At 56.8% G+C, this 26549-nt stretch carries 25 protein-coding genes; 10 read left to right on the top strand and 15 right to left on the bottom strand.

What is annotated here, in order from left to right; translation table 11 throughout:
* Positions 1-36 precede the first annotated feature (36 nt).
* Positions 37-1110, bottom strand: coding sequence for a TRAP transporter substrate-binding protein (locus CPH17_RS18725; RefSeq protein WP_074395739.1), 1074 nt, complete (start codon positions 1108-1110; stop codon positions 37-39).
* A gap of 256 nt (positions 1111-1366) precedes the next feature.
* On the opposite strand from CPH17_RS18725, the gene CPH17_RS18720 reads away from it, so the two are divergent.
* From CPH17_RS18720 to CPH17_RS18705, 4 genes are all read left to right on the top strand, one after another.
* On the top strand, positions 1367-1816 hold the full coding sequence (locus tag CPH17_RS18720) for a MarR family winged helix-turn-helix transcriptional regulator (protein ID WP_096300811.1): 450 nt from the start codon (positions 1367-1369) through the stop codon (positions 1814-1816).
* Between the two features lie 139 nt (positions 1817-1955).
* A complete protein-coding gene (locus CPH17_RS18715) occupies positions 1956-2381 on the top strand; it encodes an organic hydroperoxide resistance protein (protein ID WP_096300810.1) in 426 nt (141 codons plus the stop codon).
* A 70-nt stretch (positions 2382-2451) separates the two neighbouring features.
* A complete protein-coding gene (gene yghU / locus CPH17_RS18710) occupies positions 2452-3312 on the top strand; it encodes a glutathione-dependent disulfide-bond oxidoreductase (RefSeq protein ID WP_096300809.1) in 861 nt (286 codons plus the stop codon).
* Between the two features lie 86 nt (positions 3313-3398).
* Positions 3399-3632: a DUF2798 domain-containing protein gene (locus tag CPH17_RS18705; RefSeq protein ID WP_096300808.1), complete on the top strand. Its 234-nt coding sequence runs from the start codon at positions 3399-3401 to the stop codon at positions 3630-3632.
* 63 nt (positions 3633-3695) lie between these two features.
* On the opposite strand, the gene CPH17_RS18700 is transcribed toward CPH17_RS18705, so the two are convergent.
* From CPH17_RS18700 to CPH17_RS18645, 12 genes are all read right to left on the bottom strand, one after another.
* On the bottom strand, positions 3696-5807 hold the full coding sequence (locus CPH17_RS18700; RefSeq protein ID WP_096300807.1) for a TonB-dependent siderophore receptor: 2112 nt from the start codon (positions 5805-5807) through the stop codon (positions 3696-3698).
* A gap of 116 nt (positions 5808-5923) precedes the next feature.
* Positions 5924-6262, bottom strand: coding sequence for a hypothetical protein (locus tag CPH17_RS18695; RefSeq protein ID WP_096300806.1), 339 nt, complete (start codon positions 6260-6262; stop codon positions 5924-5926).
* 60 nt (positions 6263-6322) lie between these two features.
* The gene (locus CPH17_RS18690; protein ID WP_096300805.1) at positions 6323-7312 is read right to left on the bottom strand and encodes a lipid A deacylase LpxR family protein; all 990 of its coding nucleotides are present in this window, start codon (positions 7310-7312) and stop codon (positions 6323-6325) included.
* Between the two features lie 199 nt (positions 7313-7511).
* Complete coding sequence (locus CPH17_RS18685) at positions 7512-8051, bottom strand: YaeQ family protein (RefSeq protein WP_027336357.1); 540 nt, start codon at positions 8049-8051, stop codon at positions 7512-7514.
* Between the two features lie 55 nt (positions 8052-8106).
* A complete protein-coding gene (locus tag CPH17_RS18680) occupies positions 8107-8796 on the bottom strand; it encodes a glutathione S-transferase family protein (protein ID WP_096300804.1) in 690 nt (229 codons plus the stop codon).
* Between the two features lie 54 nt (positions 8797-8850).
* Positions 8851-9468 carry a LysE family translocator gene (locus CPH17_RS18675; RefSeq protein WP_096300803.1) on the bottom strand — a complete coding sequence of 206 codons (618 nt, stop codon included), beginning with the start codon at positions 9466-9468 and terminating at the stop codon, positions 8851-8853.
* A gap of 98 nt (positions 9469-9566) precedes the next feature.
* Positions 9567-10340 carry an enoyl-CoA hydratase/isomerase family protein gene (locus CPH17_RS18670; protein ID WP_096300802.1) on the bottom strand — a complete coding sequence of 258 codons (774 nt, stop codon included), beginning with the start codon at positions 10338-10340 and terminating at the stop codon, positions 9567-9569.
* Between the two features lie 125 nt (positions 10341-10465).
* Positions 10466-11314: a 3-hydroxybutyryl-CoA dehydrogenase gene (locus tag CPH17_RS18665; RefSeq protein ID WP_096300801.1), complete on the bottom strand. Its 849-nt coding sequence runs from the start codon at positions 11312-11314 to the stop codon at positions 10466-10468.
* Positions 11315-11353: 39 nt separating this feature from the next.
* Positions 11354-12982, bottom strand: coding sequence for an acyl-CoA synthetase (locus CPH17_RS18660; RefSeq protein ID WP_096300800.1), 1629 nt, complete (start codon positions 12980-12982; stop codon positions 11354-11356).
* Between the two features lie 123 nt (positions 12983-13105).
* Positions 13106-14893 carry an acyl-CoA dehydrogenase gene (locus CPH17_RS18655; protein WP_096300995.1) on the bottom strand — a complete coding sequence of 596 codons (1788 nt, stop codon included), beginning with the start codon at positions 14891-14893 and terminating at the stop codon, positions 13106-13108.
* A gap of 115 nt (positions 14894-15008) precedes the next feature.
* On the bottom strand, positions 15009-16382 hold the full coding sequence (locus tag CPH17_RS18650; RefSeq protein WP_096300799.1) for an MFS transporter: 1374 nt from the start codon (positions 16380-16382) through the stop codon (positions 15009-15011).
* A 139-nt stretch (positions 16383-16521) separates the two neighbouring features.
* The gene (locus tag CPH17_RS18645; RefSeq protein WP_231898052.1) at positions 16522-17178 is read right to left on the bottom strand and encodes a class I SAM-dependent methyltransferase; all 657 of its coding nucleotides are present in this window, start codon (positions 17176-17178) and stop codon (positions 16522-16524) included.
* Positions 17179-17221: 43 nt separating this feature from the next.
* Here CPH17_RS18645 and CPH17_RS18640 point away from each other — a divergent pair, with 43 nt between their 5' ends.
* The 3 genes from CPH17_RS18640 (at position 17222) to CPH17_RS18630 (ending at position 19048) form a co-directional block, all read left to right on the top strand.
* On the top strand, positions 17222-17602 hold the full coding sequence (locus CPH17_RS18640; RefSeq protein ID WP_074395723.1) for a VOC family protein: 381 nt from the start codon (positions 17222-17224) through the stop codon (positions 17600-17602).
* Positions 17603-17701: 99 nt separating this feature from the next.
* The gene (locus CPH17_RS18635) at positions 17702-18100 is read left to right on the top strand and encodes a DUF4870 family protein (RefSeq protein WP_096300797.1); all 399 of its coding nucleotides are present in this window, start codon (positions 17702-17704) and stop codon (positions 18098-18100) included.
* Between the two features lie 3 nt (positions 18101-18103).
* Positions 18104-19048: a lysophospholipid acyltransferase family protein gene (locus CPH17_RS18630; protein WP_096300796.1), complete on the top strand. Its 945-nt coding sequence runs from the start codon at positions 18104-18106 to the stop codon at positions 19046-19048.
* A 12-nt stretch (positions 19049-19060) separates the two neighbouring features.
* Here CPH17_RS18630 and CPH17_RS18625 read toward each other — a convergent pair whose 3' ends face one another.
* Both CPH17_RS18625 and CPH17_RS18620 read right to left on the bottom strand, forming a co-directional pair.
* Positions 19061-20470: a mannose-1-phosphate guanylyltransferase/mannose-6-phosphate isomerase gene (locus tag CPH17_RS18625; RefSeq protein ID WP_096300795.1), complete on the bottom strand. Its 1410-nt coding sequence runs from the start codon at positions 20468-20470 to the stop codon at positions 19061-19063.
* Positions 20467-22065 (bottom strand): alkaline phosphatase, encoded by a 1599-nt coding sequence (locus CPH17_RS18620; protein WP_096300794.1) that lies wholly within the window; start codon positions 22063-22065, stop codon positions 20467-20469. Before CPH17_RS18620 ends, CPH17_RS18625 begins: the two co-directional genes overlap by 4 nt.
* A 181-nt stretch (positions 22066-22246) precedes the next feature.
* On the opposite strand from CPH17_RS18620, the gene CPH17_RS18615 reads away from it, so the two are divergent.
* Genes CPH17_RS18615 through CPH17_RS18605 form a run of 3 tightly spaced genes read left to right on the top strand, consistent with a single transcriptional unit; the run spans position 22247 to position 26542 of the window.
* A complete protein-coding gene (locus tag CPH17_RS18615; RefSeq protein ID WP_096300793.1) occupies positions 22247-23779 on the top strand; it encodes a glucan biosynthesis protein in 1533 nt (510 codons plus the stop codon).
* Positions 23772-25760 carry a glucans biosynthesis glucosyltransferase MdoH gene (gene mdoH / locus CPH17_RS18610; protein ID WP_096300792.1) on the top strand — a complete coding sequence of 663 codons (1989 nt, stop codon included), beginning with the start codon at positions 23772-23774 and terminating at the stop codon, positions 25758-25760. The genes CPH17_RS18615 and mdoH overlap by 8 nt, the downstream gene beginning before the upstream one ends.
* Complete coding sequence (locus CPH17_RS18605; protein WP_096300791.1) at positions 25760-26542, top strand: FkbM family methyltransferase; 783 nt, start codon at positions 25760-25762, stop codon at positions 26540-26542. The genes mdoH and CPH17_RS18605 overlap by 1 nt, the downstream gene beginning before the upstream one ends.
* Positions 26543-26549: the final 7 nt, after the last annotated feature.

Below are 26549 nucleotides of genomic sequence, written 5' to 3'. Positions count from 1 at the left end.
CCAATAGGCCTGCCCGATCACTGGCTGAAGGGAAGGTTATTCGGTGCTATCGTCGACGATCGCCTGGATGTCTTCGATCAGCTCTTCACCAATACGCGGCGCCCACTCTTCGTATACCGGCTGTACCGCTTCCTGGAAAGCCGCCAACTGCTCGTCATCAAGACGGGTGATCTCCATGCCGCGCTCTTCAAGCTGCTCGCGCGACCATTCGTCGTACTCCGCCGACAGCTGAATTTCGTACTCGGCGGACTGACGCGCCGCTTCCATCACCAGTTCCTGATACTCAGGCGCCATTTTGTCCCAGGTACGCTCAGACAGCATCATGATGAACGGCGTGTAAACGTGACGGGTTTCGGTGCCGTAATCCTGCACTTCGTGGAAGTTGGACGTAAGGATGGTGCTCCAGGGGTTTTCCTGACCGTCGACAACGCCTTGCTCCATCGCCGAGAAAAGCTCACCAAATGCCATCGGCGTGGGATTAGCACCCAAGGCTTCCCAGATATCCAGGTGCACCGGGTTTTCCATGGTGCGAACGCTCAGGCCGCGTACATCAAGGCCCGCAACGTCTTCCGGTGTCTCGATCGGACGGTCACTGTTAGAAAGCTGGCGGTAGCCGTTCTCGGAAAATGCCAGCGGCTTCAGGCCGGAGTCTTCAAAGCCTTCCAGCAGCTCCAGTGCCACATCGCTTTGCAGCACTTCGATAGCAGCTTCACGGCTTGGCAACAAAAACGGCAGGTCAAACACAGCCAGTTCTTCGACGTAGCTGGTGGCGGCTGAACTGGAGGGATATGTCATATCCAGCGTGCCGGTCTGCAGCATTTCCAGCATTTGTACGTCGTCGCCCAACTGGCTGTTGGGGAAAACGTTGACGGTGATACGCCCATCGGTGCGCTTCTCGAGAATCTCGCCGAAATACTGGCTGGAAATATACTGCGGGGAGTTCTCCGACAGGCCAAGGCCCATGCGCAGGGTGTGGGAGCCGTGATCACCCACTACGTCGCCGTCAATCTCCGGCGGGTCGGATAGTTCAGGGCTTTGAGCATGAGCCATACCCATTGTGAGCGTGGTCGCCCCAACCAGGGTCAGCGTGTTGCGCCAAATTGCGGTCATGAAGTGTCTCCAATCGAATCGTTGTTGTTGATCATCTTAGTGGATAGCGAAGACAGCCATCGCTATCGAGGGAAGGTTGCCGGTCACCAACGGTCAGCGCCGCCTTGTTACCGGTAACATTCGATAAGCGAACACTAGCCACCTGCCAGTACACTGTCAAAGCTAATCGGGTAAATTACGACCAAGGTATAGAGCGCTAGCCACCTGAGGGTCGATCACGCTACATTAGGGTCACGCATTTTGTTAGGGAGCCTTCATGGCCGACGCCCCGACCTGCAGCGAGCTAGAACTCGATAACCAGCTTTGTTTCGCGCTGTACTCCACTTCCTTGATGATGACCAAGGTCTATAAGCCGCTGCTCAAAGAGCTGGGGCTTACCTACCCTCAATACCTGGCAATGCTGGTGCTATGGCAGGAAGACGGCATTACCGTCAGCACGCTTAGTAAGCGATTACTCACAGACCCAGGATCGGTCACACCGCTGCTTAAACGCCTTGAAGCCGATCAGCTATTGGTAAGAAAGCGTAGCCAGTTGGATGAGCGGGTGGTGGAGCTGTTTCTTACCGACCGCGGCCAGGCGATGCGTAAACAGGCGCGTCATATCCCAAGCTGCGTGGTGAACGCCAGCGAGCAGTCCATCGAGGCGCTCACTCAACTTAAAGACGACCTCGTCAAACTGCGCGATAAACTTCAACACACTCAATAGTCAGCGTCTCACAGGCATTAAAACAGAGCGTTGACCCAATTAACTTGCGCGCAAAATAAAGTTGCACTAACTTTATGCGCACACCCGTGATATGAGACTGGGTGCAACGTATCTTCTTAGCCATCAAGGAGTATCGACTATGTCGATTGAAACCATCGCGTATCGAGCCCATTCCACCGCCACCGGTGGACGTGAAGGCCATGCAAAATCGTCCGACGGCGCGTTGAACGTAAAACTCAGCACGCCCAAAGAACTGGGTGGCCCCGGCGGAGATGGCACCAACCCCGAACAGCTGTTCGCGGCGGGTTATTCGGCCTGCTTCCTAGGTGCCCTGAAGCATGTCGCCAGCCAAGAAAAAGTTAAGTTACCTGACGATACCCAAATTGACGGCCACGTCGGCATCGGGGCTATTCCCACCGGTTTTGGCATCGAAGTGGAGCTAAAAATCAGCCTACCCGGCCTTGAGAAAGAGCTCGCCCAGCAGTTGGTGGATAAAGCTCACGTCGTCTGTCCTTATTCCAATGCAACGCGCGGTAATATCGACGTCACACTGACCCTGGTATAAGGTCGATAGTCGGCGAACCATTAGCCGCCGCGTCACCTTGGCGCGGTGGTTTCAATAACAGGAGAGCATGATGAGCGATGACACCTACACCCCGCCGCGCGTTTGGCAATGGGAACCCGGCAACGGCGGCAAATTTGCCAACATTAACCGCCCTGTGGCGGGCGCGACACATGACAAACCGCTGCCGGTTGGTAAACATCCCCTACAGCTTTATTCACTGGCCACCCCCAACGGGGTAAAAGTCACCGTGATGCTTGAGGAGTTGCTGGAAAAAGGCATACAAGGCGCTGAGTATGATGCCCACCTGATCCAGATTGGCGAGGACGACCAATTTGGTAGTGGTTTTGTCGAGGTGAATCCCAACTCCAAAATCCCCGCGCTGATGGATCACAGCATAACGCCGCCGCAGCGGGTGTTTGAATCCGGCGCCATCCTGCTTTACCTGGCCGAAAAGTTTGACGCCTTCCTGCCCCAGGACCCGGCTAAACGCACCGAGTGCCTTTCCTGGCTATTCTGGCAAATGGGCAGCGCACCGCTTCTCGGTGGCGGTTTCGGCCACTTTTACGCTTACGCTCCGGAAAGCTATCAGTACCCGATTGACCGCTACACCATGGAAGTAAAGCGCCAGCTTGACGTGCTCGACCGTCACCTGGCCGAGAATCGCTTCATGGCGGGCGATGAATACACCATTGCGGATATGGCGATTCACCCCTGGTACGGCGCCCTGGTGAAAAACCGGGTCTACGAGGCGGCAGAGTTTATCGAGGCACACACCTACAAAAATGTTCTACGCTGGACGGAAGAAATCGATGAGCGCCCCGCTGTAAAGCGTGGCCGCATGGTCAACCGCACCTTTGGCGAGCCGCATGAGCAGCTGCATGAGCGCCATGATGCCAGTGACTTTGAATTACGCACCCAAGACAAGCAATAATAGTCTGCAATCATTATCGCGAACGGCCCAAACGGGCCGTTCTGCGTTACATTCCTGATATAATTTGCAGCGTGAAGAGGCGCACGATGCTCGACCCCAAATACAGCCAACTGCTGTTTACTTTTTTGATGGCGCTGTTCATGTCATGCGTCATGTCGCTGGTGATCACGCTATACAATATCGGCCTCATTGACGGCATAATGATGATCTGGCTTAAAGCGTGGCTTTTCGCTTTTGCTGTCGCACTGCCCGTTATCAACCTGGTGTTACCCATCGTGCGCAAGCTAGTAGCGTTGCTGGTTAAAAAGCCCCACGCCTAACGCACAAGGGGGCAACTGACGTCGCCCCCTTGTGCCATTTCAATGTGCTCCAAGCGTGGGTATTTAAAACTGATAGCGCACGTTGGCCGTCACATTGCGCCGCTCGCCGTAGCCGCAGTCGCCGCCTTCGTAACGGCACCAGGAGACAAACTCTTCGTCGGTCAGGTTTTTAGCGTCCAGGCTCAGATCCCACTGGCCTACGGTGTAACCAATCATTGCGTCAAATAGAGTCTCAGAAGGCACCTTAGGCGCACCACCAGAGCCTACGTTGTCGCCGATGTAGCGAACCCCGGCACCTACTCGCCAGTTATTGCCCACGTACAGCTTGTTCCACCAGGACGCCTGCTTTTCGGCCACGGCCGAGAGCCGCTCGCCAGAGCTTGCGTCATCGGCATTCATGTTGGTGTAGCCTAACTGGGTCTCGAAGTCCTGCCACCGCTTGTTGATCTGCAACTCCCAGCCATCAATTACCGCCCCAGTTTGCTCTACGCCGCCTGGGGTGGTGCCATCGTTGATGCGATTTTCCTGAGTAATATCAAAGTAGGCGGCGCTGATCGCCAGCGATTTATCTGGCGACAGATACTTAACCCCCGCCTCTTCCTGCTCGCCGGTGGTGGGCTTAAGCGTGCTTTGATTGGCTGTGCCATCGGTGCCTAAATTCATGCTGAAGGCTTCCGAATAGCTGACATAGGGCGAAATGCCGTTCTCAAAGCGATACATCAGCCCCAAACGGCCCGTCGTCGCTTCTTCATCGCTGACCGTATCAGCCCCTGTCACGGCTAGCTCGCGATTTTCAGCCCAGTCATGACGCAGTCCGGCAGATACTGCCACTGGCCCTACTTCAATATGATCGGCAAGATAGATGCCGACTTGCTCAACCTCGTTGCCGGGCTGGTCTGTCGGGGCAAGCGAATCCAGCTGCAGGTCGCCGTATTGAGGATCGTAAATGTCGAAGGCCCCCCCACCACCAGGTACTGATGAATAGTTATCCTGCTCCCAAGTGGCGTCTTGGCGGTCGATACCGGCCATCAGGTTATGCTGGGTATTGCCAAGATTAAAATCCCCTTCCAGACGGGCATCGAGGTTAAATATTTGGGTTTCGGCATCGGCAGTAAAAATCGTCCGCGAGACCTCGCCGTTGGCGTCGGGCACGCTGGGAATATCGACCCAGTGCTCGCGGGTTTCGGTGCTTGAATCGGTGTAACGCGCCGTGGCGGAAAACGCCCAGTCGCGGTTGAGCTGATGGTCAAAGAACAGCGTCGTTTCGGTTTTCTCGCGATCAAAGCGATCCCAGCCCGGCTCGCCGACAAAGCGCTCGGAACCGATAAAGCCCTCAGAACCCGGTTCCAACGTACCGGCCTGGGGTAAAAACTGCGCAGACACCTGGCCTTCATTTTCTTGGCGATTAACCAGCAGCGTGATTTCGGTGTCATCACTCGGCCGCCAAGTCAGTGAGGGTGAGACCACATAGCCATCGTCCTCGACGTGATCCACCTGAGTGTCGCTGTCACGCTTTAGGGCCACCAGGCGGTAAAGCAGCTTGCCCTCTTCGTCAGCAGCCCCAGTGACATCGACGGCGAGCTGCTTGCGATTATGGGAGCCATATTGGGCCCATACTTCGCCGCTGGGCTCTTCTTCTGGCAGTTTAGAGACCCCATTGATGATGCCACCTAAATCTGCCTGGCCATACAGCATGGAAGATGGCCCTTTCAGCACTTCCAGACTCTCCAACGCATAGGGGTTGGTGCGCACTGAGTTGTAAGAGCCGTAAAGTTGGCGCAGGCCATCCAGGTACCGCCCCGCTTCGATACCGCGTACCGAGGCACCGTCAATGCGCGTATCAAACCCATAGTTACCGGCGTAAACACCCGGCGTATACAGCAGCGCATCTTGGATCGTTTTGCTGCCGGTATCCTGCATGAACTGCTCATCCACCACCGACATGGAGAATGGCTGCTCGTTTAACGGCACGTCCAGCTTGCCCACGCTGGGCTGTTTCTCGGCTTCTATATAGCCCATTGCGTCCATGGCGGTGCCAACGACCTGCATGGCCTCCAGTTCGACATCACTGGCGGCATCGGATTGCTGGGCAAAGACAAGCGTAGGCGTACCGATAATAGACGCAAGCGCAATAGCGCTAGACAGCCTGCGCATACGAAAGGCGTGTGTGTACATGATAAAAAGATCCCGGAGCTAATATAAATAATAATGATAGTGATTTTTATTAGCTTAAATATAAAGACCGAGATACCGTCTGTCAACGCGGCTAAAAGAGGCGTCAAAACAAAAAGCTATTCTTCCAATGAAGGTTCGCGGCTCTCCCACCACCAGGCATAAGAGCTATTGTGAGGTGCTAAGCCGCCTTCATCGGGTGCATCGTCTTTCCACCAGACCGGGCCGCGCTCGCCCAACGCTTCCTTGGCGGCTTGTACCGCGTCGCGGGCTTGGCGCAGAGCGTGCTCATCGCCTTGCTGCTGGGCGGTTCTCACCGCGCGGCGGGCTTTCATCAGCGCTTTTATATGCGAGCGTTTTTCCTCTTCGCTCAAGCGCGGGTCGGTACAGCGCCAGAGACGGTTTTTGGCGACGAAGTAGCGTCCATCAGGCGTGTGGGGGTATTGCTTCCTGGCCATTAGCGTCCTCCGTATTACGTCAACCGTCCTACGCCGTACATTGCCAGCACCGCAATGCAACTAGAAGCGTTTCGACAGCATCAGTGCTCCAAACTTATCCTGCTCTTCCTGACCATCAAACTCTCTCGAGCGCGCCACGGCGGCATAGGTCACTTGCCAATCTCCCCACGCGAGCGCCAGCCCACCCGACACATCGCCCACCCACGCCTTGCGGTCAACCGAGTGGCTATTGCGGAAACTATTACCATCCAGGGTAAGATTTTGGGCCATGTAATAGCCATCCACACTGGCAAACAAGTACCACTGCCAGCCGTCACTGCCGGTCAGGTGATGACGGCTGCCCGGATTAGGCGTTAGCGTAGGTATGCCCGAGGCGTCATCGCCCCAGCGCACGCTGTAACCGGCGCCAGCATAAGTGTAGAGGTTACCCAAGGCACCGCTTACGCTCGGGCCATGGGCAAACTGCTTCCCACCCAACGGCGTGCTATGCCACCACTGGCGGCGTATGGCCGCATTAAGTATCGCCTCATCACCTAGCTGGTTGTCCCAGCCGCTAGGGCGGTCGCCATCGGTGAAGCGATGCACTTCGCGCTGAATGCTATCGGCAAGTGATGACGGCCCCACTAATCCAATATCCAGATGCAGGTCGGTCGCTTGTTGCCAGTTGCCCATTGGCACATCTTCGTAAAGTGAAATACCGCCGTAGACAAGCCCTGCGTAAGGGCGATCATCCTCAATTAATTCACTCTGTGTGATATTGTTCGGCGTATAAATTTGATGCACTAGCCGGTAAGCAGCTCTATCCGCGCTGCCGATTAGACTATTAGGCAGTGCCGTTGCTAGACGCTGAGTCCAGCTGTCAGAAGCAGGCTCAAACGCCCAGTTAAGTTCAAAGCCGCTGGTAAAGTGACCATCGTCGCTGCTGGCAAATTTATCATTTTCAAATTTTACCGATAGCACATCATCCGCTGCATTGGCCAACCCGGGCAGCAGGCTAACGCAGGCAAACAGGCTGGCAAGTGGCCAACGCAGAGGGGAATATCCAGTCATTGCTCAGTCCATGAGTTGAGGGAGGCAGAAGCGGTTTAAAACAACCGATCACAGACAAACATTTTTGTCTGTATGTATTAGTGCAAAAAGATAGCAAGCATGCTTCTGTCTTTCCAGAAAAAACGCTCCCAAATAAAAAAGATGGCCGTTAGGCCACCCTGTTGCATACGCTAAATTCAGAAGAAACAAAACCTTAAGGCTAACGATCCTGCAGTAACCACTGAGGTGTAATCTCGTGCTGACCATTTTCATCCGTAATAAACAGCGAACCTTCGCTAACCATCACGGCCCAGTTAATAGCCCTTGGCAGGTCTTTAGCAATGGTGGCTAATGCCTCCTGTGGCAGTCCTGCCACATGTACATTTTTCAGCGACGATATATTGGGTAGCACTTTGCTTTCCCATAGGTCTACCCGGCCATAAGCGAGTAAGGTAACGCGCTCGGCACGGCGGGAACACCAGGTAATTCGCTCTGCATCTGGCAGCCCCACTTCGATCCAATGCAGCACACGACCATCCAGGCTTTTCTCCCACAACGCGGGCTCATCCACATCAGAAAGCCCACGGCCGAAGGCGAGCGACTCGCTATACCAAAGCACATAAGCAAGCAGCCGGGCGGTCATACGCTCTTCAGTTTCTGACGGGTGACGGGCCACGGTAAAGCGCAATGTTTCATACACCCCGCGATCCAGATCCGTCAGATTAATATCTACTTTGTAAGGCGTTGCACTAAGGGCCATGGGAGTTTCCAAACGAAAATTTGCGCCAGTGTACCTGATACATGCTGTAGACAGGTTATGACTGGCGGTGATCCGTCTTAAGGGTGGCGTTCTTTAGCGTTTCGGCTTCGTGCATCGGCTCCCGCCACGGCTCCTCAAGCGCGGCTTGATACCACGCTTGCATGGCAGGCAGCGTCAGCAGGCGTTCCACATAAGCCTGAGAGGCTGCGCTTAGCGGTATGTTGAACGTCTGCACGCGAAACGCCACGGGGGCATAAAACGCATCGACAGCAGTGACGTGTTCGCCTGCTAAAAACGGCCCGCCAAAGCGCTCAAGCCCTTGCTGCCATAGCGCATCCAAACGAGCCACATCGGCCTTGAGCTTGTCCGATAAGCTATTCAATTCCACCCGCATACCGCAGTTCATCGAGCACTCGTCGCGCAGCGCACTAAAGCCGCTGTGCATTTCGGCAGTGGCTGAGCGTGCCCAGGCACGGGCGGTTTTATCTGCAGGCCATACGTTGGCGTGCTGTTCGGCCAGGTACTCGACAATCGCCAGGGAGTCCCACACTGCCACCTCGCCATCCACCAAGCAGGGCACCAAACCCGAAGGCGAAAAACGCGTGTAACTAGCATGGCTAGCACCGAAGCCGCCCTCAAACGGCATAAGATGTTCGTTAAACGGAATCTCCAGTGCTTTCATCAGCACCCAAGGGCGCAGCGACCAGGAAGAGTAATTCTTGTTGGCAATATACAGATCAAACATGCAGCGCTCCTTACGTGGGGAAATGAATTAGCCGGTTGATGTAGGTAGCCATTCTTAACGTGCTGCCTGAGCCAGCGTATTTCCGCCCAAACCCATTAATACGCCACCGCCGATGCGCTGAATCAGCCGAGAGGAACCGTGGGATTTTTGTAACCAGGCCCGCAGCGGGCTGGCAAGCATCACCACCACGACATCCGCAGATGAGAACAGCACATTGGCGGCGATACCTAGCCAAAGCAACTGCCATGCCACTGGCAGTGTGCTCTCGGGCTGCACAAACTGGGGCAGAAACGCGACAAAGAAGAGCGCGGTTTTAGGGTTGAGCACTTCAACCAAAAAGCTGTCGCGCAGCACGCGTTTTGTGGTTGCCAGCGGCACCTCATCGCCATGGGTACGGATGCCCTGTTGCCATAGGCGTAGTCCCATCCAGAGCAAGTAAAGCCCGCCGATGACTTTCATGGCGATGTAAGCAGGCGGAATCGCCGCAAACAGCAGCGCCAAGCCCAGCGCGGCGGCCACCACATGAACATAGCAGCCCATATGCACGCCAATGACCGCTAACCATCCTGCTCGCCGGCCGCGCCCCAGGGTCTGCGCTGCGGTATACAGCATTGCAGGCCCAGGGAGATAGGCAAAACCAAGCGCGGCGAGGATAAACGCGGCCCATTGCATCGTGGCAACTCCAAGGAAGTCATTGTTAGCCTTTGAGAATAAAACGGGGGTGGCGCAAGCGCCACCCCCTAAATAAGCAAAATTGCAACGAGCAACCTTTAGAAGTTCGGTTTACGCTTTTCAACAAAGGCCGCCATGCCCTCTTTCTGCTCGTCGCCGGCAAAGCAGAATGCGAACAGGCTGGTTTCCAGCGCCAGTGCGCTGCCCAGGTCCTGGTCCATGCCGTCGTGAACGGCCTGCTTGGCACCGCGTACCGCCTGTGGGCCGTTGCCTTTAAGCTGCTTGGTGAGCTCTTCAACGTAGCTCTCAAGATCCGCTTGGGGCATTACCCGATTCACCAGGCCAATACGCAGTGCCTCTTGTGCGTCAATCTTGCGACCGGTGGTGACTAAATCAATCGCCATGGCAGGCCCTACCCGGCGTGGCAGGCGCTGTGTGCCGCCAAAGCCCGGGATGACGCCTAGTAGGACTTCCGGTTGGCCAAATACAGCGTTATCGCTGGCTACCGCCCAGTCGCAGGCCAACGCCAGTTCGCAGCCGCCGCCAAGGCAAAACCCGTTAACAAGGGCGACCACCGGCACCGGCAACGTCTCTAAGCGTTTAATGGTACGCAGCGCCTGAGCGGCGAAAGCCCGCGCTTCTTCGGGTGTTTTTTCACGCATTTCGGTGATGTCGGCACCCGCCACGAAGGATTTTTCACCGGCGCCGGTAATCAACACGGCACGCAGGTTCGGGTGAGCTTCAAGCTCCACCAAATGTGCTTCCAATGCGGATAACACATCGCTATTTAATGCATTGAGCGCTTTTGGGCGGTTAATGGTTAGCCGCACCACCCCATCGTTATCCACCTTATCGATCACTGATTCGCTCATGGCGAGCTCCTTGTTTTTGTGTACAACGTTGTTGTGTACAAAAGTTGTTTTATCTTGAAAAGGGGTACCACCCAACCCTAGCGAACGCTTGGTTGGGAGGCAATGACTTCTTCATGTCTCATCAATTATTCATAAACGTAGAAACCACGTCCGCTCTTACGGCCTAAATAACCGGCCGACACCATGCGCTTAAGTAACGGGCAGGGGCGGTATTTGGGGTCGCCAAAACCCTCTTGCAGCACTTCCATAATCGCCAGACAGACATCCAGGCCAATCAAATCCGCTAGCGCCAGCGGCCCCATGGGATGAGCCGCACCAAGCTTCATGGCCTCGTCAACCGCTTCTGGCGTGGCGGTGCCTTCTTGGACGATAAACGCTGCTTCGTTGATCATCGGCACCAGCAGGCGGTTCACCGCAAACCCCGGCGCGTCGCCCACCGGCACAGCGGTTTTACCCAGCGCCTTGGCGAGCTGTTCAATACGTTCGACGGTGGCATCCGAGGTCTGCTCGGCGCGAATGACTTCCACCAGCTTGAGCACCGGCACCGGGTTAAAGAAGTGCATGCCCACTACGCGCTCTGGTCGCTCACACACCGCGGCTAGGTGGGTCAGCGATAACGATGATGTATTAGAGGCCAAAATCGCATCGTTACTCAGGTGGCTGAGATCACGAAACAATTTCTCTTTGAGCGCAGGCTGCTCTGGGGCCGCCTCGATAATCACCGTACAGTCGCTTAAGGCGTCCAAGGAAGTGGTGGTTGAAAGACGCGCCAGCGCGGCGTCGTTATCCGTCTCACTGAGTTTTTGTTTGGCAACCAGCTTGCCTAGGCCTTTCTCGATGCCCGCCTCAGCACGACTAAGCTGTTCCTCAGCCACATCGTAAAGGTGCACCTGAAAACCACTGGCAGCCGCCACCTGGGCAATCCCCTGCCCCATGGTGCCAGCCCCTACCACGCCAATCTGTTGATCATTCATGCACAGTCTCCTCTATCGATTACCAGTACTCGGCGGTTATCAATGCTGTTTGGCTTCTTCGCGCAATACGAATTTCTGGATCTTGCCCGTTGAGGTCTTGGGTAGCTCGCTGAATACCACCGTTTTAGGCACCTTGTAGCCCGCCAAGTGCTCGCGGCAGTGGGCGATAATATCGGCTTCGGTGACTTCGCCGTAGCCGACTTTGAGCTTCACAAAGGCGCAGGGCGTTTCGCCCCACTTTTCATCGGGTTTAGCGACGACAGCCGCTTCCTCAACGGCGGGGTGGCCGTAAATGGCGTCTTCCACTTCAGTCGTCGAGATATTTTCACCGCCGGAGATAATGATGTCCTTGGAACGGTCCTTGATCTCGATGTAGCCATCCGAGTGCCACACGGCCAAGTCGCCGGTGTGGTACCAGCCGCCTTCCAGCGCCTGCTCGGTCGCCTCGGCGTTCTTCAAATAGCCCTTCATGACGTTGTTGCCGCGCATCAGTATCTCGCCGATAGTTTGGCCATCTTTGGGTACCCGCTCCAGGGTCAACGGGTCGGCCACGCACAGCGCTTCGAGCATGTGATAGCGCACACCCTGGCGGGCTTTAATCTTGGCCCGAGCCTCCAGTGGCAACTCATCCCAGGCTTCGCGCCAAGCGCACACGGTAACGGGGCCATACACTTCGGTCAGGCCGTACACATGAGTCACTTCGATACCGAGGTTTTCGACCCCGGCAATGACTGACGCAGGTGGCGCAGCACCAGCGGTGGTCACTTTCACCGGGTGGTCGAACTGTTGCTTATCTTCCGCAGGCAGGTTCACCAGACCATTGAGAATAATTGGTGCCCCGCTGAAATGGCTGACTTTCTCGGCGACGATCAGCTGCATAATCTTTTTGGGATCGACTTTACGCAGGCAAATATTCACCCCGGCGTTGGCGGCAATCGTCCATGGAAAGCACCAGCCGTTGCAGTGGAACATCGGCAGCGTCCACAGGTAGATCGGATGGTGGGGCATCGCCCACTCCATGATATTGCTTACCGCATTTAGGTAAGCACCGCGGTGGTGGTAAACCACGCCTTTTGGTTTGCCAGTGGTACCCGAGGTGTAATTAAGCGAGATGGCATCCCATTCATCCGCTGGCAGTTGGTAGGCGAAATCGGCATCGCCCTCTTTAAGCAGCGCCTCGTACTCGATATCGCCTATGTGTTGGGTTTCTCCCAAAAACTCCACATCGGCGACGTCAATGATCAGCGGCTTATGTTCAAGCTTCGCCACGGCCTGCTGGATGACGTCGGCAAACTCGGGATCGACCAGTACGGCCTGAGCCTCGCCATGCGCCAGCATGTAGCTGATAGCCTCTGCATCAAGGCGGATATTCAGGGTATTGAGCACGCAGCCCGCGAGCGGCACCCCAAAATGGACTTCAAACATGGCGGGAACATTGGGCAGCATGGCCGCGACCGTTTGGCCCGGTTGGATGCCCCGCTGCTGAAGGGCGGAAGCAAGCTGGCGGCAGCGTAACCAGGTCTCGCTCCAGGTACGACGTGTACTACCGTGGACTACCGCGGGGTAATCAGGGTAAATCGACGCCGAGCGCTCGATAAAAGTCAGCGGTGAAAGCGGCACGTGATTGGCAACAGTTTTGGGCAAGCCTTGCTCAAAAATCGATGGCATGGTCGGCTCCTGGTGGTGTTGAGAATATTGTTATTGAAAGCGTTCGTTTTAAATACTTGTTTTGATTGTCTAGAAACAGCACCGCCGCCTCAAAGGGCGGCGGCGCGAAGCTGCAAATTAACGTTAGTAAACCTCATAGTCGCTTAAACACTGTATGCCCGCCTCAATCACCGCCCGCTGGGCGCGGCCTACCGGCAGCCACTGGGTGATGGCAAATTCAGCGCTGCGCATCTTGGCAGTATAGAAGGGGTCGTCGCTGCCATTATCAATGGCAGCTGTTGCGCTCAACGCTGCCTGGCCCATCTGCCATGCGCAGAGCACATGCCCCGCCAGATTCAGGAAAGGCGTCGCATACGCTTGAACGGCATCAGCGCCGCAATCCGGGTCTTGCCCATGCGCAAGCACAATGGCTTGGGCAGCCTTTAAATCTTCAAGCCCCGCCGCTAAGCCGCTGCCCAATAGTGCCAGGTCCGGTTTTGCCTTAAGCTGTTCGACGGTCGCTGAGATATCATTCAGCAGCTCGGTCAATGCTTCGCCGTTGTCGCGCTGTAGCTTACGGCCCGCCAGATCAAGCGCCTGAATACCGTTGGTGCCTTCGTAAATGGGGGCAATACGCGCGTCGCGCAGCAGCTGGGCGGCGCCGGTCTCTTCCACGTAGCCCATGCCGCCATGCACCTGAATGCCCATGGAGGCGATATCCACCGCCTGGTCGGTGGAGAAGCTTTTGATGACGGGGATCAGTATGTCCGCGCGGGCCTGGGCGGCATTACGCGCCTCATGGCTTTCAGCATGGCGAGCAGTGTCCAGCTCGGCGGCGCAATACAGCGCCAGCGCACGTAGCGCATCGGTTCGCGCGCGCATGGAGAGCAGCATGCGGCGCACGTCAAGATGGTCACTGATAGCACAATCTTTACCGCCCCGCGCTTTGGGGGAGCGGCCCTGGGTGCGCTCTAACGCGTAGGCAACCGCATGCTGACAGGCCCGTTCGGCCACGCCGATGCCCTGAATACCCACTTTGTGGCGCGCTTCGTTCATCATGGTGAACATATGGTTGAGGCCACGGCCTTCTTCGCCGACCAGATAGCCAACCGCGCCGCCGTTTTCGCCAAAGCTTAGGGTACAGGTGGGTGAACCGTGAATGCCCAACTTATGCTCGATGGAAGCGCAGGTCACATCGTTGCGCTCGCCAAGCGAGCCGTCCTCATTGACCAGGAATTTAGGTACCAGGAACAGCGAAATGCCTTTATTGCCTTCCGGCGCGTCGGGCTTGCGGGCCAGCACAAGGTGAATGATGTTCTCGGCGGCGTCGTGCTCGCCCCAGGTAATGTAGATCTTCTGGCCGCTGATACGGTAATGGTCGCCTTCAGGCACCGCTTTGGTGCGGACTTTCGACAGGTCCGAGCCGGCTTGAGGCTCGGTCAGGTTCATGGTCCCGGTCCAAGTGCCTTCCACCAGGTTGGGTAGATAGATCGCTTTTTGGTTGTCGCTGCCATGATGGGCCAAGGCTTCAATGGCGCCCGCGGTCAGCATGGGGCAGAGACCCAGCGCCATGTTGGCGCCATGGAGCATTTCCTGAACGGCACTGGCCACTACTTCAGGTAGGTTTTGCCCGCCTAGCGCCTCTGAAACGCCAATACCGTTCCAGCCACCTTCCACATACGCCTGGTAAGCCGCCGCGAAGCCATCCGGCGTCGTCACGCTGCCATCGGCATGACGCGTCGCGCCTTGCTTATCGCCGACATCATTCAGCGGGCCCCAAACATCACCGGCCAGCTTGGCAGCTTCTTCAAGCACTGCCTCGACCAAATCGGGGGTGGCTTCTTCAAAGCCCGGCAGGTTCAGCGAACGATGCGCTAGCAGCTCTTCAAGCACAAAGCGCAGATCGCGTACCGGCGCGGCGTAGTAATTCATAACAAGACCTCGGGCTGAAAATTTAAACAATTGTTTGAAAGCCTGAAGTGGATAGTAGTAATCCTCACCACTACACACCATTAGCCCAAGGTCTCACCCAAACGCGGTTAACGCCTTAATGTCGCCCGTTTGCCTGCTCTACATCTGAGTAGTAAACGATATGGTTTTCGTCTTCGGGCGGCGGCCCAGCGATGGGCTCCGCCACATCCACATCGGGCACCAGATCAGATAAGTCCTCTAAATGCTCGTGCTCAAGCGCCCCTTGCATCAGTTCTTCAGTAACCACCAGCTCGGCACCTGCAGAACTCATTGGCGTCGTAGCGGTGAACGGTGCCACCGGTGCCGGTGCGGGACGCACACGACGACGCCAGGCGAAAAACAGCAAAAAGAATAAACTCAGCGAGCCAAAGGCCCAGAATAGACCAGCATCGCCCATGGCGGTCATCACCGGTGAAATCATCAGCGGGCTGATCGTCGCACCGATCGAGTTGATCAGCAGCAATCCCTGGCTCATGCGCACCAGGGCACCAGCCGGCGCGCGGTCGGCCGCATGGCTGACGGCCACTGGGTATAGCGCAAACACCCCACCCCCCAACAGGAACAACAGCACCACCAGCAGCGGCGTGGAAAGCGGCAGCCACAGCATGGCCGCTGAAATTAAAACGCAGAAAGCACTGATTGCGATCAACACCATTTGACGGTCGTGGCGATCCGACCAGCGACCAATAGGATACTGGAGCAGCATGGCCCCCAGTATCACCACCGCCATCATTTGGCCGACCTGACTGACGCTCAAGCCAATTCGCTGAAGATAAAGCGGCAGCAAGGTATACGCCGCTGCGACCACCATGCCGGAACCCAGACTGCCCATCACACCGGTGGGCGTCATGGTAATCAGACGAAGCGGAGGAAGCGGTTCGGCGTGTTCGATAAGCGGCGATACACGGGGAATCATCGCCATGGGCAGCACCGAAAGCGACGCCAAGAGGCCAATCACCATAAAAGGCGCGGTGGCGCCCATGGCGTCTGTCACGCCAAGCAATAATTGACCCAACACCCCGGCGGCATACAGCGAAATCATGTACAGCGCGAGCAGGCGACCACGCACTTTCTGATCGCCGGAGGTGAGCAGCCAGCTTTCAATGACCAAGTACACGCCCACCGTGGCCCAGCCACCAATTAAGCGCAGCACAAACCATGCCCAGGGGTCGAAAAACAGGCCTTGCAGCAACACTGTCACTGCCACTAAGGAGGCAAAACTACCGTAGGCGCGAATATGACCAATACGCAGCAACAAGCGGTCGTTGACCATGGCGCCTAGCGCCAGACCAATAAAATAGGCGGAAGAGACAATACCGATCACCGTGGCCGATTCACCCGCCGCGTCTAGGCGAATGGTGATCAAGGTGGCCAGAAAGCCGTTACCGATTCCGAGAATAAAAAGCCCTAACAAGGGCGCGAGCGCCATGGCTAGCAGTTGCCGCGACATGAAAACCTCACCTTACCGACTGGAGTAATAACGTTGCCAACCATGTTCAAAACAGCGGTCATCTCGCCTGGCGCATCCAGTCAGGCAAGAAGAACGGCGCGCAATTATTGCCCCCAAGGGAACAAAGTCAATGCTTTTTTCACGACCCTGCCACTGTTGTTAGCGGTTTATGTAGAATAACTACATCGGCCTCAGGAAATTCCACTTTAAAATGTTGCTGGGCGGCCCACCAACGAAACGTTGCTTCGCTGAAAAAACTCACGTGGGTCGGGTCTGCAATATAATGCCAGCGCGCAAATGCCTCGGCCGACGTGACTCGCTTGGTCATCAGCCCCAGGTAGCCGCCAGGGGTAAGCAGCGCTGCCAATTGAGCCAGCACATGGCCGGGCTGGGCCAAATGCTCCACCACCTCCGTCGCGGTGATAAAATCGTATGCCTGGGTCAACGCTGCCTGGTCTGGCGCGTAAAAGGGGTCATAAATTGTCATTGGGTAGCCCTGCTCTTCGAACATAACCGAGAGCGAGGGCCCAGGGCCTGACCCGAAATCAAGCCCGTGTGCGTTGGCTGCCAACTTAGCCGTCAACGGGATAAATAAACGCGCTAAAAAGCGTCGATATCCCGTATCATGCGGCGAGTTTTGGTGCTTATCGTATTCCGCCTTTTCGTCAGCAGTGCTCAATTGCTGCTCTGGGGGCACAAAGACCAACACACACGTGGCACACTGGTAATAGTCTCGACGACGATCGCTGTGATACAACACGACACTCCCCGCACCGCATAGCGGACAACGTCGCATCGTCGTATTCTTTGGCTCACTGTTTTGGATTAAGGAAAGTGGCATGCTCTCAGGTCTGGACCATCTCGTTGTGACCGTGACCGACATGGGTCGCGCGGTGGATTTTTACTCACGTGTTCTAGGACTGGATGTGCGCTACCGAGACGCTCAGCGGGTAGATTTACTGCTCGGCGATACTGCATTGCGCCTACATCAAACCGATACCGATATCGCGCCGATTTCCGCAACGCCCACGCCAGGTAGTCTAGACCTCTGCCTGCGCTGTCAGCTACCGCTGGATGAATTTCAACAGCACCTGGACGCCCTGGCCATTGAGATTGAGCTAGGCCCGGTCGCGCGCCAAGGCGCTAACGGGCCGATTGAGTCGATTTACTTACGCGACCCTGACGGCAACCTGCTCGAGATTTGCCGCCCTGCACGCTAGGCGCCGAGTTAATGCGCAGACGAGCCACGCACGTTATGATAGCGCGCGTTAACGCGTCGTGGTCGCGCCAGTGGCTAAGACTTTGCGAAAGGAACGGTTATGAACCACAACCCAGATGAGCGCCCAATTGAAGGTGAGATGATCTCGGACGAACCCCAAGAGACTCAAACGCCACCCGACACCACCATGGCACTGGTGATTTACGCCCTTTACCTAGCGAGTTTTGTGGTCGGTTTTACCGCCGTCGTCGGTGTGGTGATGGCCTATGTGTTTCGCGGCAAAGGGCCTGTCTGGCTTGATGAGCACTACCGTTACCAAGTGCGTACCTTTTGGATTGGCCTACTCTACGCATGCATAGCCTTTATGCTAACACTCGTGCTGATCGGCTTTCCTTTGCTGTTGGCTCTGGCGGTGTGGCTGATTGTCCGCTGTGTTAAAGGGTTTAAGTGTTTGCACGAGAAACGTGCCCCCTCCAATGTGAATAGCTGGCTGATTTAAGTTATGCCGAAACGTCAGTCACTTTTAAAGCGCATCAAGCAGCGTTTTCCGCAGGCCTCGGCCATTGCTCGGCTGTGGCGATTGCTTGCCGACTGGCCACTGAGTAGGCTATGGCGTTGCGCCAAATGGCTGGGGCCGCAGGTCTATCGGCTGAGCCGTCGCGAGCGCCACGTCACCAACGCCAACCTGACCGTCGCCTACCCCACGCTCACCGCCGACGAGCGCAAGACGCTGGCCCACCATAGCCTGCGCCACTCCGCCGCCACCATGCTGGAGCTTGGCCATGCGTGGATGGCCGAACCCGATCGCGTAGAGAGCGGCATTCTAGCGGTGCATGGGCGCGACAAGCTCGACAATGCCAGGGCCGAAGGACGCGGCGTGATTGTGCTGGCGCCGCACTTTGGCAATTGGGAAGTACTTAACTTCTGGCTGTCGAGCCATTTCCCGTTCACCGCCATGTACGAGCCGCCTAAAATGGCCGCTCTTGACCCCATTATCCGCCATGGCCGTGAGCGAATGGGCGCCGCGCTGGTGCCCACCAACCCTCGGGGCGTTGCCGCGCTTCTCAAGGCGCTCAAACGTAGCGAAGCCATCGGCATCCTGCCCGACCAGGATCCCAGCTGGGGTAGCGGCGTGTTCGCGCCGTTTTTTGGCCGTGACGCCTATACCGCAACGCTATTGCCCAAACTGGTGGCCCGCACTCAAGCGCGCGTGGTAACCGGGGTCGCTTTGCGGGTGCCCGGCAAAGGGTTTGAAATCCATTTCCTTGACGCCGACGAGCGGGTCTATAACGAGGATGATGTCCAGTCTGCCACCGGGGTCAATGCCAGTGTGGAAGACGCCATCTCGCTTTCCCCGGCGCAGTATCAGTGGGAATACAAACGCTACGGCAAAACCCCCGAAGAACAGCAAAAACGGCCCAACTTCCGCGACTACCGGCTTTACTAACTCGGCTCAACGTTACTCATCACTGTTGCGCTCGTAGGCATCATCAAAGCGTTCGATATCGTCTTCGCCCAGGTAAGTGCCCGACTGGACTTCAATCAGCTCAAGGGGGATCTTGCCGGGGTTTTCCAACCGGTGCAGTGCGCCAATGGGAATGTACGTCGACTGGTTTTCACTGACCAGATAGCAGCGCTCCTCCACCGTGACTCGCGCAGTCCCGCTAACCACCACCCAATGCTCGGCCCGGTGGTGGTGGCGCTGCAGCGAAAGCCGACCGCCGGGCTTAACGGTAATGCGCTTGACCTGATAGCGCGCCCCTGCGTCCATCGCTTGAAAGCTTCCCCACGGCCGATGCACCCTCGGCGCTTCATCCACTTCGCGCCGCCCTGCCTGGCCAAGGCTGGCCACCAGGTGTTTGACCTGTTGCGTCTGATCGCGGTGGGCTACTAACACGCTATCCGCGGTTTCCACCACCACCAGATCCTTGATCCCCAGCGTGGCCACCAAGCGGCTTTCGGCCATCACCAGTGAATCCTGGGTCTCGGTCAGCCACACATCGCCGTGACTTACATTGCCGTTAGCATCCGGCGTAGCCGCTGCGCGCAGCGCATCAAAGCTACCAATATCGCTCCACTGCGCCGCAAGCGGCACTACAGCGGCGTGCTGGCAGTGCTCCATCACTGCATAGTCAATCGAATCCGCCGGGCACTGACAAAATGCGTCTTCCCCCAGGCGCAGAAAATCAAGGTCGCGATGCGCGCCACTGACCGCCCTTGCGCAGGCGTCACCCATGGCCGGCTGAAGCCGCTGCAACTCGGCTAAATAGGTGGAAGCACGCAGCAAAAACATACCGCTATTCCACAGCGTGTCGCCGTTTTTAACCAGTTGGGCGGCACGTTCGGCATCGGGTTTCTCGATAAACGCCTTCAGGTGATAGCCACCGCCTAGCGGTTCACCACTGGCAATGTAGCCGTAGCCCGTTTCCGGGTGCGTCGGCACAACGCCAAACGTCACCAGATATCCCTGCTCAGCCAACGGCACCGCTTTGTCGACGCTGTGCTGAAACGCCGCCACATCGCCAATCATGTGGTCCGCGGGCAGCACCAACAATAGTGGGTCATCACCGGCCTGGCACGCCAGTAGCGCGGCACAGGCAATTGCCGGCGCGGTATTACGCCCTTCGGGTTCAAGTATAAGGCGTGCGACCGCATCTATTTCACGTAGCTGCTCGGCCATAAGAAAGCGGTGGCGATGATGGCCAATGACCATCGCTGGCAATGCATTGATCCCGTCCAGCCGCGCCAAGGTTTGCTGCAATAGGCTTTGGGGAGAGGTTAAGCGCAAAAACTGCTTGGGCATTTGCTCCCGCGAAAGCGGCCATAAGCGGGTTCCGCTGCCACCGCTAAGAATCACCGGCTGGATCATGGCGCCGTCCTTGAGTTGTTAGTGTCAGAGGCAAAATCAGCGTGGAGCCAGCGCCGCAGTTGGCTTAACTCGGCGGCGGGCGCTTCGCTTTCAGACGCGGGCCACATGCCCGAAACAAATCCTCTGTCTTGAAACGGGGCGAGCAAATCGGGGTCGCCGCTGATAATGTGCACCGGTACCGCGCCGCTAGCATCGTCGCCAGTAATCATTGGGGCCGGCTGATGGTCGCCAAGTACTATGAGCAACGTATTATCATCCGCTACACGTTCAGCCCAGCGTCCCACCGTTTTAATCGAGTAGTCGATCGACCAGGCGTAGTGCTCGCGGATACGCTCGATGTCCTGCCATAACACTTCCGGCGGGTCGCCTGCCTCCTCCCATGGGGCGAAAATCGCCCCGTCGCCGATGGTCGACCAATCGTCCAATACCGGCAAAATCGGCGTCCAAGGCGCATGGCTTGAGATCAGCGCCAGTTGAGCAAAGACCGGCGATTCATCCAGCAGCTCGCGCTGAGTATAGTCCAGAGTGAACTGGTCGGGCATGGTCACCCAGTTCAACATGGGCCCGGCGTAGTCTATGTCTTTCTCCACCACTAGCTCGTCATATCCATAGGCCGCGCCTTCCGGCCACGCTTGGGTGATGGCGGGCATCACCGCCAGGGTGCGCTGCCCAGTGGCACGAAAATCGTCCACTAGCGTGGTTGCCTCGCTGTCCAACATCAGTTGGTACCACAGCTGATTGTCGATGGTATAACCACTTAACGCAGTGGCATGGGCAAGCCAGGATTGTCCGCCACGAATCGGCGATTTGAGCAGCCCAGATACCACTGCAATATCACGTCCTGCTAGGCGTTGCTCAATCTCGTCAAGCGTCGGGGCCATCACCGGGCGATAACGATCATCTGCCAACGCCGATACACCGTAGGATTCGATAAACGTCATCAGCACCCGGCGCCCCGCCAAGCCGCTTAGCGAACGCTGCTCAATGGGAGATGCTGCAAGCGTGCGTGTGAATGCTTGTTTCGCCTGATGGGTGGCCCATAATTGTTGCGCCTGGTCGTGAGTGGCCTTCACCGCCGGTAGGCTCGCGTGCACGATGACACGCTTGCCGCCAAGCTCAAGTCCTATGCCTAGGCTCGCGCACACCAGCATTGCAAGCGCTACTCGCTTCGTTCCCAGGGTTAGCGGGTAACCCGCTCTCGGGCGCAGCAACTTGATCACACCGACCGCAAGCCCCGCTAGCAGCATAACCGCCACTAACATTGCGCAAATCGCCCAAACTTGGCCTACATTACCAACAAGCAAGTCATAAACGGAGCCCAGCAGCGGCGTATCGAGATAGAGATTTAGCGGTCGACCAAAGGCGGTGTAAGTAGCAGCGTCTCCGAGGTTGATCAACGTGGCCAGGATGAGCCAACTTGCCAGTGCAACGCCCAGCCCAAGGCTGAAGCGCCCTCTGGGCACCAGCAGCATCATCGGCATGACCCACCAGGCCTCCCAGGCGATCACGTTTGCCTGGATGTCGCCGTAGCGCCACCACAGCGGCGCCACCAAGCCTATATTGAGCGCTAACGCCCCTATCCATAATCGACGCATTGCAGGCTTGCCATCCGTTGCCAACAGAGTGAAGGAGTGCCATATCGTCGCACGAGAACAGCGGTGCTGGTAAATACACTCAGCATGTACTTTACTAGCCAAATGTATAACTATTGTTTAAAAATTGCACGAAGTGGTAGAAGATAGCGATTAGACCAGCAACTGAAAGGACATCATTGTGATGCAACAAATAGCGAAAGGAACGTTGCTCGTCATTATTACTAGCGCGCTGACCACGCTGCCAGCGATGGCGGATCAGCACACTCATTACCAAACCGTGTTAGACAAGGCACGAGAGTTGGCCGATACCCCCTATCAGCCGCCTGAAGAAGATTTGCCTGCTGCGCTCCGCGAGATCGACTACGATACCTACCGACAGATTCGCTTTGATCCATCGCACGCATACTGGCGTGACGAGAGCCCTTTCAATCTGCAATTATTTCACAGCGGTTTTTTGTTCCAGGCGCCGGTTCGACTCAACGTGATTGAGAACGACGAGGTGTCGCCGTTACGCTTCTCGACAGATGACTTTTCCTACGATGACGATGCCCGTGCATTGCTTGACGATGACCTAACAGGCAGTGGTCATGCTGGGTTCCGTCTGCACTACCCGCTTAACAGCGACGACTACGCCGACGAATTTGCGGTGTTTCTCGGCGCAAGCTATTTCCGGCTGGTAGGACGCGATCAGGCTTACGGCTTATCGACCCGGGGATTAGCTATCGATACCGCTTCAGCCGACGGAGAAGAGTTTCCTGCTTTCCGTGAATTTTGGCTATACAAACCCGAGGCTGACGCCGAGCAATTAGAATTACTCGCGCTGATGGATAGCCCGTCGCTGAGCGGCGCTTATCGCTTTGTGATTAAGCCCGGCGATAATACTCAGGTAGAGGTCGAAGCAGAGTTATTCGCCCGCGAAGATGTCGGCAAATTGGGCCTCGCGCCCCTTACCAGCATGTTCACCTTCGGCGAAGCCAGTCGCGAACGTCCCGATGACTTCCGCCCTCAAGTTCACGACTCTGATGGGCTGCTGATACAAACGGGAACCGGCGAGTGGATTTGGCGGCCGCTAAATAACCCCGAAAGCGTGCGTATTTCGTCCTTTACTGACGATAACCCCAAGGGGTTTGGGCTGATGCAGCGCGAACGCGATTTCAACCGTTACCTGGACACCGAAGCGCAGTATCACCGTCGCCCCAGCCAATGGGTAAAGCCACTTGAAGACTGGGGCCAAGGCCACGTTGAGCTGGTGGAGATTCCCGCGCCTGACGAGACCCACGACAATATTGTCGCCTACTGGGTCGCCGACGCCCCGTTGGAGGCTGGTGAATCACGTCGCTTGCACTACCAAACCCATACGCTCAATACACAACCGGAAAGCCATACGCTGGGCCGCGTGGTACGCACCCGCCACGGACGCGCGGAGGTGCCGGGTCAAGCAGAACCGTCTCGCGAGGGCGAGCGTCAATTTATTGTCGATTTCCAGGGCGGCGAGCTTGACGATATTGCCGCCGAGAGTCCCGTCGAGCTCGACATCAGCACCCAACAAGGGGAGATAAAACAGCCCCAAGTCACCCCGCTGCCAAACAATGGCTGGCGCGCTAGCTTCCGGCTACCCGCCGACGACCAACCCAGCGATATTCGCCTACGGCTGACCCTGGAGGGCGCCCCCGTTAGCGAAACCTGGAATTACGTGTGGTATCCCGATGAATGATACAAGCGCCCTGATACCCTCGATTCCCTGGCTGAAAACACGCCGAGCGCTCTTAGCCATCGCGGTACTGGTCTCAAGCGTGGCGGGGTGCATTGCCATGTATCGGGTAACGTTGAGCCTGGCCATGGGTTGGCAGATCGCCATGCTCATGCTGTTTGCGCTCACTTTTACCTGGATCGCGCTGGCATTTTGGGGGGCGCTCTGCGGCTTTGTTGTATGCGCACTGCATCTCGACCCCCTTAGCCTGCGCCGACTCAGCCGAGAAATACCCAATGCACGCTTGCTGGTCAGCCGCACGGCGCTTGTCATGCCGATTTACGCCGAACCGCCGATTCCCACCTTTGCAGGGCTGGAAGCCACCTGCCGCTCGCTTTTAGCGCATGCGCTTGATGATCATGACGAGCAGGAAGCGGCTAATCCGCTTTGCGAACATTTTGACGTCTTTATTCTTAGCGATACCCAGGACGCAGACCATGCGCAGCTGGAAGAAGTCCACGTCGCGGCCTTGCAACGTCGCTTTGCTGGCGAGCTCGCTATCCATTACCGGCGGCGTCCCAACAACAACGGCCGAAAAGCGGGCAATATCGCGGAATTCTGCCGCCGTTGGGGGCGGCATTACGATTTTATGGTCGTGCTGGACGCCGACAGTTTGATGAGCGGTGCCACGCTGCTACGAATGGTCCAGCGCATGCAGCGCCAGCCAAGTATTGGGATGATCCAAACTGTACCGATCCCGGTAGGCCAAAAGACGCTATTTGGCCGTTTTACCCAGTTTGCGTCAGCGCTATATAGCCCCATGCTGGCGGCTGGCCAAAGTTTCTGGCAGGGCGATGCCGCCAACTACTGGGGGCATAATGCCATCATCCGCACCCGCGCTTTTATGGACCATGCCGGCTTGCCCACACTACCTGGCAAGCCACCGATGGGCGGTGAACTACTCAGCCATGACTTTGTTGAGGCTGCACTGCTTAAGCGCGGCGGCTGGCAAGTATTGCTGGACACCACGGTGACCACCGCTGTCTCGCGTCATAACCCCTACGTCAGCGCATCCCACAACAGCTTCGAAGCCATGCCGAGTAATTTACTTGATTTTGCCAAACGTGACCGCCGCTGGCTCCAAGGCAACCTTCAGCACTTGCGCCTGTTGGGCGGAGCAGGCTTGCACCCACTTAGCCGGCTGCACTTTTTTTACGGTGCCTTCGCCTACTTGTCATCGCTGGTGTGGCTAGGCTTGCTGATCTGCACCAGTGTGCTGGTGACCTATCATGTGCTGGGTGAAGTGTCCGGCCATCCCCTACCCCAGCCACTGTCGCTCGGGCTGTTGTCGATTACTCTTGGCATGCTGCTGGCCCCTAAATTACTCGGGTTGGGACTGGCTTTATGGCAAGCGCCTCACGCCTTTGGGGGCCGGTTGTGCTTGATCGTGAGCACCTGCTTTGAAATATTATTTGCTGCTTTAATCGCCCCGCTGATGATGGCTTGGCACAGTCTTTTCATCATCAACGTATTGCTGGGGCGCTCCATCGAGTGGCAAACCCAACCACGCGGTGAGCGCTCGCTTAGCTGGCGGGAAACCTGGCAGCACACCGGCTGGATGACGCTGAGCGGACTACTCTGGGCGGGGATTATGGTAGTCTTTTCACCAACGGCTTTTGGCTGGCTAACTCCCGCTTGGCTTGGGTTAGTGGGTGCCGCCCCGTTGGTAAAATACACAAGTAGCGGTACCTGGGGGGGCGTTGTTCGCTATCGCCTGGGGCTACTTAAAACGCCCAGCAGTACGTTAAAACCACCGTTATTAGAGGCGTTTGAAACCCTGGTGGAAAATAGCCACCCTTACCCGCTAGACCCAACAACCCAGCATCCTTTCCCATTGGTGCCCACGCCTGCTGAGCACAGAGGTGAGATGCCCTGCCAGTCGTTCAAACAATTTGATCGCCAAGCAGCCACCAACCCTTCGGCCACCTTCAAGGAGCCTCATTAATGCAGCGTTGGTGTCCGCAACAGCTGCGGCATGCGGGCGGCCTTGCCCGATCGCTATTTATCTACTGGCGACCTGGGCGCCAGCGAGGGTTGAAGCGGCTGTACCAACCCTTCATTGTTAGCAACAAACCCGCATTTGATATCGGGGCCCACCTGGGTGACCGAAGCGCTGCGTTCAATGCATTGGGAGCCCGGGTCGTCGCCCTTGAACCACAGCCGGCACTCGCCAAGTGGTTCAAACGCATGATAAAAACGTCAAATGTCACGTTACTACCGCTGGCCGCAGGACCCACCGCGGGGTTTGCTGAAATTGCCATTAGCCAAAGCAACCCCACGCTTTCGACACTGGCGACTGACTGGCGCGAGCAGATTGGTCAACGCAACGCAGGCTTTAGCCAAGTACGCTGGGAACAACGGCTTCGCGTGCCCGTCACTACTTTGGATCAGCTAATCAGCGACTACGGCGAACCCAGCTTTATCAAGATTGATGTAGAAGGCTTTGAAGCCGAGGTGCTGGCCGGGCTAAGCTGCCCGGTGGCAGCACTTTCGGTGGAGTTTGTCGCAGGCGCCTTGGAGGTAACCCACGCCTGCGTTAACCGGTTAAGCCGCCTCGGCGATTATCGCTACAATGTGGTAGCCGGAGAGCAGCGCCATTTCCGCTGGGCTGAGTGGCAGACACCGCAGGCTATCATCCAGTGGCTAGGTGACGGAGCCGAGGCTTTGCCTTCCGGCGATCTTTACGCCTGCCGCGACGACCATCCGCACCTCTTAACTACCCAATAGGCACGTT

The organism is Halomonas sp. hl-4, assembly GCF_900215475.1.
In the GTDB taxonomy this organism is placed as follows: domain Bacteria; phylum Pseudomonadota; class Gammaproteobacteria; order Pseudomonadales; family Halomonadaceae; genus Vreelandella.
The sequence above is the reverse complement of the archived record's forward strand: the minus strand, read 5'-3'. Positions and strand labels throughout refer to the sequence as shown.